This is a genomic window from Bradyrhizobium sp. (assembly GCF_030646015.1).
Taxonomy (GTDB): Bacteria; Pseudomonadota; Alphaproteobacteria; order Rhizobiales; family Xanthobacteraceae; genus Bradyrhizobium.
In genome coordinates, this window is sequence record NZ_JAUSLT010000135.1 from 1 (window position 1) to 8,645 (window position 8,645).

At 62.5% G+C, this 8,645-nt stretch carries 11 protein-coding genes; 5 read left to right on the forward strand and 6 right to left on the reverse strand.

Annotated features, from left to right (window positions below; all coding sequences use genetic code 11):
* Positions 1 to 485: 485 nt before the first annotated feature.
* Complete coding sequence (locus Q7T45_RS20840; protein WP_304873189.1) at positions 486 to 2,027, reverse strand: hypothetical protein; 1,542 nt, start codon at positions 2,025 to 2,027, stop codon at positions 486 to 488.
* 246 nt (positions 2,028 to 2,273) lie between these two features.
* Between Q7T45_RS20840 and Q7T45_RS20845 the strand changes: the two genes are divergently transcribed.
* Positions 2,274 to 3,443 carry an APC family permease gene (locus Q7T45_RS20845; RefSeq protein WP_304873191.1) on the forward strand — a complete coding sequence of 390 codons (1,170 nt, stop codon included), beginning with the start codon at positions 2,274 to 2,276 and terminating at the stop codon, positions 3,441 to 3,443.
* 51 nt (positions 3,444 to 3,494) lie between these two features.
* Here Q7T45_RS20845 and Q7T45_RS20850 read toward each other — a convergent pair whose 3' ends face one another.
* Positions 3,495 to 4,781: an ArgE/DapE family deacylase gene (locus tag Q7T45_RS20850; protein WP_304873193.1), complete on the reverse strand. Its 1,287-nt coding sequence runs from the start codon at positions 4,779 to 4,781 to the stop codon at positions 3,495 to 3,497.
* 143 nt (positions 4,782 to 4,924) lie between these two features.
* On the opposite strand from Q7T45_RS20850, the gene Q7T45_RS20855 reads away from it, so the two are divergent.
* Together Q7T45_RS20855 and Q7T45_RS20860 are read left to right on the forward strand one after the other, a co-directional pair.
* Positions 4,925 to 5,077 (forward strand): hypothetical protein, encoded by a 153-nt coding sequence (locus Q7T45_RS20855; protein ID WP_304745182.1) that lies wholly within the window; start codon positions 4,925 to 4,927, stop codon positions 5,075 to 5,077.
* A 17-nt stretch (positions 5,078 to 5,094) separates the two neighbouring features.
* Entirely contained in the window at positions 5,095 to 5,355 is a 261-nt protein-coding gene (locus Q7T45_RS20860) for a DUF6719 family protein (RefSeq protein WP_370691326.1), read from the forward strand.
* Positions 5,356 to 5,463: 108 nt separating this feature from the next.
* On the opposite strand, the gene Q7T45_RS20865 is transcribed toward Q7T45_RS20860, so the two are convergent.
* The 3 genes from Q7T45_RS20865 to Q7T45_RS20875 form a co-directional block, all read right to left on the reverse strand.
* Positions 5,464 to 5,928, reverse strand: a complete 465-nt coding sequence (locus tag Q7T45_RS20865) for a hypothetical protein (protein WP_304873195.1) — start codon at positions 5,926 to 5,928, stop codon at positions 5,464 to 5,466.
* 43 nt (positions 5,929 to 5,971) lie between these two features.
* Positions 5,972 to 6,313, reverse strand: a complete 342-nt coding sequence (locus Q7T45_RS20870) for a hypothetical protein (protein ID WP_304873197.1) — start codon at positions 6,311 to 6,313, stop codon at positions 5,972 to 5,974.
* Between the two features lie 285 nt (positions 6,314 to 6,598).
* Positions 6,599 to 6,721, reverse strand: coding sequence for a hypothetical protein (locus tag Q7T45_RS20875; RefSeq protein ID WP_304873199.1), 123 nt, complete (start codon positions 6,719 to 6,721; stop codon positions 6,599 to 6,601).
* 271 nt (positions 6,722 to 6,992) lie between these two features.
* On the opposite strand from Q7T45_RS20875, the gene Q7T45_RS20880 reads away from it, so the two are divergent.
* Complete coding sequence (locus Q7T45_RS20880) at positions 6,993 to 7,280, forward strand: hypothetical protein (RefSeq protein WP_304873200.1); 288 nt, start codon at positions 6,993 to 6,995, stop codon at positions 7,278 to 7,280.
* A gap of 18 nt (positions 7,281 to 7,298) precedes the next feature.
* Here the strand turns inward: Q7T45_RS20880 and Q7T45_RS20885 are convergent, their stop codons facing one another.
* Complete coding sequence (locus Q7T45_RS20885; RefSeq protein ID WP_304873201.1) at positions 7,299 to 7,850, reverse strand: CreA family protein; 552 nt, start codon at positions 7,848 to 7,850, stop codon at positions 7,299 to 7,301.
* Between the two features lie 277 nt (positions 7,851 to 8,127).
* Here Q7T45_RS20885 and Q7T45_RS20890 point away from each other — a divergent pair.
* On the forward strand, positions 8,128 to 8,645 hold a 518-nt coding region (locus Q7T45_RS20890; RefSeq protein WP_304873203.1), incomplete at its 3' end, for a L,D-transpeptidase family protein.

Genomic DNA, 8,645 nt, shown 5'->3' on the forward strand with positions numbered 1-8,645 from the left:
GTGCAAAATTGTGCGAAAAAGGCGCACACGAGCATACAGGGCAGCGGAGAACATCCGACATTCCCTGCGCAATGGTTTTACGGCTTATCTCGCGCTCACCCCGGAGTATCGGGCTCTTCTCGCCTCCGTCGCCTTACGGAAACTGGCACTCCGGCCCGGTCGGGCCTTTGTACCTCCGCAAGACTTGACGCCGACCACTGAGGCGTCAGGTCCACACGATTTTGCCGTACGCTTCGACACCGCTCGTCTGCGCATCCTGAGGACCGCTCACGGAGTTGATCCCGCCCTGCAATCCCATTCCGCGCACGATGCCGCCGCGTCCACCGCAATCCCATCCCAACGTTCGGTGACGATGGCCAACGCCCCTTCCTTGGGGACAGGATGGCGTGATTCGTACCGGTGATTTGGGTTTCTGGAAAAGCGAAATTTTACCCGACGGGTTAATTTGTCGCAGCCTGCCACCTTTCGCGCCGATCGAGCCAGCATCACGCGCGCCGGCCGAACAGGAGGATCGCGCCAATCGGGAAGATGAAGCCAAGCACGGTCGCAATCAACAACAACGGACCCAGATCCGAATACTCGCCACGCTGGACCACGAAAACCTCGTTCAGATACTTGGTCTGCAACTGGCCTGCGACGAGCGCCAGATTCATCAACGAGGCCATGAGGGCGAACCAGGTCGCGCGATGGCCCGCCGGCGCGTAGAACGCGATCAGCGTTAGCAGCGGGATCATACTGAGTTGCGCGAAGGGCGAGGCAGCGGCGGCGTCGATGACGGCGATCGTCCGGGCGCCGAACCCGAATGTCTGCTCCGTCCAGTGATGAAGACCGTAGAACAGGCTGATATTGGGCAGCGACAGCACTGCTCCGGCCACGGCAAGCCAGAACAGCACCCTGGTCACGGAATACTCCGTCAATTGCTTGCTGAAGGTCCACATCGCGACAATGGCGATGACGGCCGAGGTCTGACGAAGACTGCCGTAGAAGGCCTCGTCGAACTTGAGCACGTCGAGCGTCCACCAGAAATAGCCGTCTCCAACGGATGGCGTGGCGCGGAAGGCGAAGATGATGATGCTCGCGAACAGAATGGCGCGCCTGGTCTTCGCGTCGAGTTCGCGGGTCACGAAGAACAGCATCGTGCAAATCACCAGCATCGAGAGCACGAAGACCAGCTCCTGCCCGAATGGCAGACCACCGAGCGCGACAGCAAGGACGATGAGCCCAAAAGCGATGCCGCCGCCGAGGATGCGCCAGTCGAGCGGCCGTCGCTCGCTCGATTCCTGCCGGATCAGCAGTACGCCCAAGGCCGAGATGCCGGGAATGACGAGGCCGAAAAGAAACACCGTTTCCCGGTCGAAGAACTGGGCGAGCCATCCGGAAAGTCCCGCCACCGCAAGAATTCCGATACCGAGCGCAAGGCGACCAAGGACCTGCACCATGCCCAATTCGGTTCGGATCTCGGCCTCCGGACGGGCGTTCCCGGCCAGGTCCACGCGGGACACGACCTCGGTGGACATCGCGTCCGCAACGACGTCCTGGATCACGGTGCCGACCACGATCAACATCGCACCCAGGATGTAAAGGCTGTCGGCCCGGGCGAACGCGATCCATCCGCCGGCCGCGCCGGCCAGCGTGAATAACCCGCCGGCGGTAAAGGCGGCCCCGATCAGGATGTAGGAACGACGCTGCGAGCCGAAGATCGGAACGCTGTCGACCAGCTGGCCGAACACCATTTTCACCGTCCACGGCAGGCTGAGCCAGACGCCTATTCCGGCAAGCTCGGCCGGGGTGAGAACCAGACGCTCCTTGATCCACATGTCGCGGCTCACGTCGATGATGCCGAGGGCGCCGTAGGCAAAATAGACCATCAGCAGCGGCAGGTAGGTGCGGCGGAAGCCGAACACAGGTCGCATGAGGCTAGGCATCCGAGCCGCGGCAGCCTCGAGGATCGTTTCCCGCAACGTCCCGCGCGCCTTTGGCCCGTCCGTGGGTTGCTTCATGAGGGTGAGTTCCTTGATGCGAATCAAATACGCTCGCGCTCGAGAATGTAGTGGAAAGCCAAGCCCCGTACCTGCCGGTCGGCAATCCAGGGACGCGGATGCAATGGCGCCGCATCTCGACGCCTTGCCCCGAACCACGATGGCATATTCCGGCTGCTCATCCATGGGCTGCCGGGCCGGACCGACCGAGGAGAACGTTGAATGTCTGTCCAGTCCGTAGCGACGCCGAACGCGCCGGCGGGCCTTGTTCGCTCGCTCACGCTGACGCATGCGGTGCTCTATGGACTTGGCGTCACCATCGGGGCCGGCATCTACGTCCTTGTCGGCCTCGCCGCGGGGCGCAGCGGCATGCACGCGCCGCTTGCCTTCACGGGGGCGGCGCTCGTCATGGCTTTCAGCGCGGCATCGTTTGCCGAATTGGGAACGCGCATGCCCGTGAGCGCCAGCGAGGCGGCCTACGTGCAGGCCGCGTTCCGGCTTGATTGGCTCAGCCTCGGCGTCGGACTTCTCGTGGTCACGACGGCCATCATCTCCGCCGCGACGATCAGCGTCGGCAGCGCGGGCTATGTTGCGGTGTTTCTGCCCATCCCCGCGCCGTGGATCATTTCCGGGGTCGTTCTTGCCATGGGGGTCGTGGCATGTCTCGCCACGGTTCAGTCGGTCACTTTCGCCGGGGTCATGACGCTCATCGAAGTGGCCGGCCTCGCGCTGATCATCGTTGCCGGCCTCGGTCACGGGACCGACGTCTTCACCCGCCTTCCGGAGATCTGGCCTTCCGCCGGCGATACGACGGCGTGGGTCGGAATAGCCGGAACGTCGCTGATAGCGGTGTTTGCCTTCCTCGGCTTCGAGCATCTCGTCAACGTCGCGGAAGAAATGAAGGAACCGAGCCGCACCCTGCCGCGCGCGCTGTTCCTGACGCTGGGCATCACCGCGTTCATTTACGGAGTGGTGGTGTGGATCGCGGTGACGGCGGTGCCTCCGCAAGAGCTCGCCCGCTCTTCGGCGCCGCTTGCGCTCGTCTTCGAGCGCCTCACGGGCCTGCCGCTCGTCACCATGAGCGCCATCGCCATTGTAGCGACGCTCAACGGCATCATCGTCCACATGATCATGATTGCCCGGGTGATCTATGGCCTCGCCGATCAAGGCAGCCTGCCGAAGGCCCTTACATGGCTGAACCCGGTAACGAATACACCTCTTCTGGCGACGGCGATCGCCGTTGGGGCCATTCTCGTGCTTGCGCTGGCGGTTCCGCTCGCGGGCCTCGCCGACCTGACGGCCCGCTTTACGCTGGTGATTTTCGCGGTCGTGAACCTCGCGCTGATCCGGATCAAGAGCAGGAATGAAGCCCCGCCGCCGGGAATCTTCATTTGTCCGCGTTGGGTACCGTTTGCAGGCCTCGTTTCCAGTGTCCTGCTTCTCGTCGTCGACCTGATCGTATGATGACCCGCCCCGCTCGCCCGGCCATGCGAAGCATCGTCCGGGACACGAATGTCAGACCTTCTCCACCCCGCACCATTCCGCGATGAACAGCGCGGTGGCCTTGGTCGATTTCCTTAAGGAATCGAGATCGACATATTCGTTGAAGCCGTGCATCGCCGCACCGCTGGCGCCGAAACACAGGCTCGGGATGTTGTAGTTCAGCCCGTAGAACCGCGTGTCGGTGAGCGCGGTGAACACGAGATCCTGCACCGCGCCGCCATAGACCGCAGTGAACGCCTTGCCGAAGGCGGCTTCCGCTTCGGCTGATTGCTTCAGCTCATAGCCTTCCGACAGGAAGCCGGACCATTCCACACTGGGCGGGTTGTTGGAGAGGAAGCGATGATCGCGCGCCGCGGCCGAGACGCAGGCCAGAATCTCGTTCTGGCAATCAGCCACCGACCAGCCCGGCAGGATCGCGATCCGGCAATCGACGTCGCACCAGGCGGGCACGCTGGAGGCCCAGTCGCCGCCCTTGATGATGCCGGGGTTGAAGTTGATCGGATGCGTCACCGCCTTGAAATGATGGTCGGCCTTGGCGCGCTCGTTCCATTCGATCTCGAGCTTTTCCAGCGCGTGAATCAGATGATAGGCGGCGGTGATCGCGTTGGAGCCCGAGCCCGCCTCGAACACATGCACCGGGAAGCCGCGCACCCGCAGGCGAAACCAGATCACGCCGACCTGCGAGCGCACCATCTTTCCGCCGGTCGGTTCGGGAATGAAACAGGCATCGGCGCGATAGCCGCGCTGCAAGGTGGAGAGCGCGCCGACGCCGGTGCTCTCTTCCTCGATCACGGATTGAAAGTGAATCCGCGCGGTCGGCTTCAGCCCCGCGGTCTTGATGGCGTCGAGGGCGTAGAGCGCGCCGATGGTGCCTGACTTCATGTCGCAGGCGCCGCGGCCATACATCCTGCCGTCCCTCACGACCGGCGAAAACGGCGGCGTTTCCCACATATCGAGCGGGCCGGTCGGCACCACGTCGCAATGTCCCTGCAGGATCAGCGACTTTCCGGCGTTGCTGGAAGAACGATAAGTTCCGACCACGGTGCGCGCCCTGGAAAAATCATGCTCGATCGGGCCGAAGCCGCGCAAATCCTTGAGGTCATCGACGTCGATATGCCAGTCGTCGACCTCATAGCCGCGCTGGCGCAGCAGATCGCCGATCATGTCCTGGCACGGCCCTTCGGCGCCGCGGGTGGAGGGAATCGCGACAAAGTCCCTGGTGGTCGCCAGCTGCGCGTCAAAACCGGCATCGACGGCGTTGAGGATTCGTTGCTTGGTATCGCTTGTATTGGATTGCATTGCCATTCCCTGGAGAAGCGCTTCGGTGGAACCGGGGCGATCAAACCATACTTTGCCCGGGCTTGCTGCCGTTTTTGATCGCTTTCAGAATCGCAACTGCACCAATAGAGTGCACTCATCTGCGCTCCCATGGAGACCTAGAGATGTCCGGCAACCGCAACCTCATGTTCCTGATCATCGGCGCGCTGATCGTCGCGGTAGGTGTTCTCGGTTACAGTCTCTACCAGGCCAAGAAGGAGCCGGAGGGCGTGCAGATCAATGTCGGCCCGGGTGGACTGAAGATCCAGACCAAGTGAGACGGAATTAGCGCGGCATGAAACTCTCGCACGTCAGGTGTTGCTGGACTGGATTGGCCGCTTGTCTGGCGCTGTGCGCGCTCACGCCATCAGCGATGGCGGAGCAAGTGGCGCGCGAGCGGGACATCGTCAATTTGCGGCTGGGCCAGCGCATCCTGGTCGATGACGGCTCCTGCCCCGCCGGCCAGATCAAGGAAGTATCCGGCTCCCAGATGACGGCAACCGGGATCGTCGCGGTGCGAAAATGCATTCCGCGGCTGGGCACGAAGAAGCGATAGCAGCGGGCTGGCGCCGTCACACAGCCAACAGCTTCCAAATTTGGGCCGGGATGTGCCGCCGTGCGATACGGTCCAGCACCGCTCAAAAGAATCGGCGGGGGTTGACCGTTATTTCTGGGGGCTTGCGGCTGCCAGTTCCACGGGCTCGAACATGCATTGCAGCGTCGGCTTCGCAATCTTGGTGAAGGTTGCGCCGATCTGGGATTGCTTCGACGGCGGCACCCATTCGGTCTCGATAGTCGGGACACCGGTCTCGCTGATACCGCGCAGCAACGCTTCGCGAAGGTCAATGTCTTCGACCGTCGCGGCGGCGTAGTCGTGCAGGCAGCTGCATACCGATTCCGGATGCGCCCAGCGGCCCACCATATGGGGAGCGCACAGGCGCACGAACTCACCGCGCGGATCGGGCATCTTCAACAGCGAGCGGACCCGCTGAAATTGAGGCTGTGAAACGTGAGGCTGCGGTGCCTGAAGCTGGGCTACCTGAGGTGCCTGTGTCTGGGCCTGGGCCTGCGCCGCACCTGAGAGAAGGGCGGAGGCGACGATCGCGGCTGAACTGATACGAAGAAGCATGATGGCCTTACCGGCAACTTTCTTTGTTTGGCGGGGCAGCGCCTCAGCGGGCTGCAATGACGATGGCCTGAAGAGCAGCGGTTTGGGCGGGAGAAGCGATCAGCGGGCCGTTATAGGCGAAAGTGCCGACACCCGGAATGGTATTTTCAGACGAGCCGGCCATCGAGGGGCCAGCGAGCACGAAGGCGAAGGCAAGGATGAAACTGAGGGTCCGCATTTGGCTGTCTCCGCTCTTGGCCTGCCGACGCTGCGCCGTCGTCGCGGGGAAACAGATAACTTTTCGTTGTTTCCGGATGTCTGCGCCAAAAGCGGGAAATGGTTTCGTCCCCCAGGAGAATTGTTTCGTCGCCGGCCAAGCGACGAAACAATTGTCCGAAAACTTCAATTAATTCAGTCGAATGGGATTGGCACCTTCACCCTCCCCTGGAGGGGCCGAGACGAGCAAAGCTCGCTCTTGGGTCGACGCGACTGAAAGGAGCGGCGGGGTGGGGTGAAGGTCCCTCGTCTCGAACGGTGCGCGAGTTGAGAGATCACCCCACCCCGTCTCGCATTTCGCTTCGCTCAACGCGAGCCGACCCTCCCCCTCCAGGGGAGGGTAAGGAAGCTGCCCCGTCGTCCGCTGGGTCAGTCGTTCACTGGCTGAGCTCAGCCATCAGCTCCGGCGCCGGGGTCAGATCGGCGCGCCGCAATAAACGAAGGTGCCGACCCCCGGCACGTCGCGATCGGCCGAGCCGGCCAGCGAGGGCCCGGTCAGGACCAGCACAAGGACGATCATATAGCTGAGGGCTCGCATCGGACTTTCTCCACCAGGGATCTCTCAACGTCAGACGTCGCCAAAAACGATGGGGTTCGAAAAAGTCTTTGGTTCGAAAAAGTCTTGGATCGAAAAAGTCCTGGGTTCGAAAGCCCGGGCCGGTTTTTTAATCTTTCTCTGGTGGAGAAGGCCCTTGGGCGGCGCGGCACCCTTGAACCGAAGTCTCGCGGCGGCCGTCTCACAGCAACGACATGCAACCTTTCGCAGTGGCTGCGCGTTGTGACCTCAAATTAGGCAAAGGATAGCAGTCGTGGGCAACATCGATGTTGGCAACAAAACCCCGGCGCGCAACCCGGGCCGGCCGATGATCGAACGCCTGACCCGGACTGACGGTAGCTCCGAACGGCGGATCGAAGCTCCCAATACCGCCAGGCTGAAACGTTCGGTCAATTGCGGCGCGATGTCCCAGCAATGCGGCGACAGCGGCAACACTTCGACGCCGCAGAAACTCGTCCAGCTGGTGGGGTGCCGCGACCCCAAGGCCGGTTCCGAGCCATGGGTGCGCCCTGGTGCGCGCCTTGGCCCGGCCAAGCCGTAGAAGCGGATCCAGCTCCGCTCAGTGAATGAACTCGCCGCATCTCTGAACCACCGCGTCGGCGGCGCCCCACGGCATGATCGGCACCGATGAGGTCGAGTTCTTCGGCGAGCCTTCGATCAGCCTGTCCGAGTAGACCATATAGACCAGCACGTTGCGCTTGGCATCGCAGCCGCGGACGATCTGCATTTTCTTGAAGAACAGCGAGCGCCGCTGCCGGAACATGTCCTCGCCCTGCTCCGACTTGGCCTTGAAGCGGATTGGACCAATCTGGCGACATGCCAATGAAATGTCAGAGACTTCCTCGGCCAGCCCGAGCCAGCCCTTGTAGCCGCCCCGCTCCGGTACGGTGAAATGGCAGGCCACGCCCTCGACTTCGGGGTCGTCGAGGCCGTAGGTCGCCAGCTTGTCGTTGGGGCTGAGCCACTTGAACACGGTCGAGCGGCGGAAGATCAGGTCCGGCTCGTCGGCCGCATAGGCCGGCACGGCGGGCCACACCGACGCGCATAGCAGCGCCAACAAGGCCCATAGCCTCCATTTGACGTCATACGGCCTGAAGGCTTGGAATGTCATGGAAATCTCCGTGGCGGTTTTCACCCATGTAGGTGCGCTGACGCTGCTCGGTAAGGTTTGGCGGTAACTGACGACCGCGGCCCGTTTAACCGAATGTGAGGCTTTTTTGCTACGCTTGCGGGCAAACTCGCGGGCTTCACAGGCCTGTGCTGGTGAACGTGTTGCGCCTCTGCGACAACTAAGCATTCAAAGGCTGGATTCGAGGGTATTACGCGTGGGCGGTCATCGGATTTCTATTGCTGACATTGCGACCGAACGGTTTTGGCAGATTGCGGCTGTGACGGCGGCTGGAGCCATCTGCCTGGCTTCCCCTGTCGAGGCTGCCCGCTATTACTCGGATTACGAGTCGGGCTTTTTCCAAAGCCGGCAGGCGCCGCCGCAACCGCGGCCGCAGCGGGCTCGTCCTCGACAGGCCAAGAAGGTCGAGGCGCCAAAGGATTCCGTCAAACCGCAAGGTGCGGTGATCATCGCGATCTCGATCGAGCGGCAAACCCTGAAGGTCTACGACGCCAACGGATTTTTCGCGGAAACGCCGATCTCCACGGGCATGAAGGGCCATCCGACGCCGATGGGCGTCTTCAGCATCATTCAAAAGCACAAGCTGCACCATTCCAACATCTATAGCGGCGCGCCGATGCCGTTCATGCAGCGGATCACCTGGTCGGGCATCGCGATGCATGCCGGCGTGCTGCCGGGCTACCCGGCGTCGCATGGCTGCATCCGCATGCCGATGGCGTTCGCCGCCCGGATGTGGAACTGGACCAAGATGGGCGCACGGGTCGTCATCACGCCCGG

Bases quoted from the DNA above. Each gene is read 5' to 3' on its own strand.
- Q7T45_RS20860 (WP_370691326.1), top strand. From the start codon at position 5,095: ATGAAACTCTCGCACGTCAGGTGTTGCTGGACTGGATTGGCCGCTTGT.
- Q7T45_RS20855 (WP_304745182.1), top strand. From the start codon at position 4,925: ATGTCCGGCAACCGCAACCTCATGTTCCTGATCATCGGCGCGCTGATC.
- Q7T45_RS20850 (WP_304873193.1), bottom strand. From the start codon at position 4,781: ATGCAATCCAATACAAGCGATACCAAGCAACGAATCCTCAACGCCGTC.
- Q7T45_RS20885 (WP_304873201.1), bottom strand. From the start codon at position 7,850: ATGACATTCCAAGCCTTCAGGCCGTATGACGTCAAATGGAGGCTATGG.
- Q7T45_RS20875 (WP_304873199.1), bottom strand. From the start codon at position 6,721: ATGCGAGCCCTCAGCTATATGATCGTCCTTGTGCTGGTCCTGACCGGG.
- Q7T45_RS20865 (WP_304873195.1), bottom strand. From the start codon at position 5,928: ATGCTTCTTCGTATCAGTTCAGCCGCGATCGTCGCCTCCGCCCTTCTC.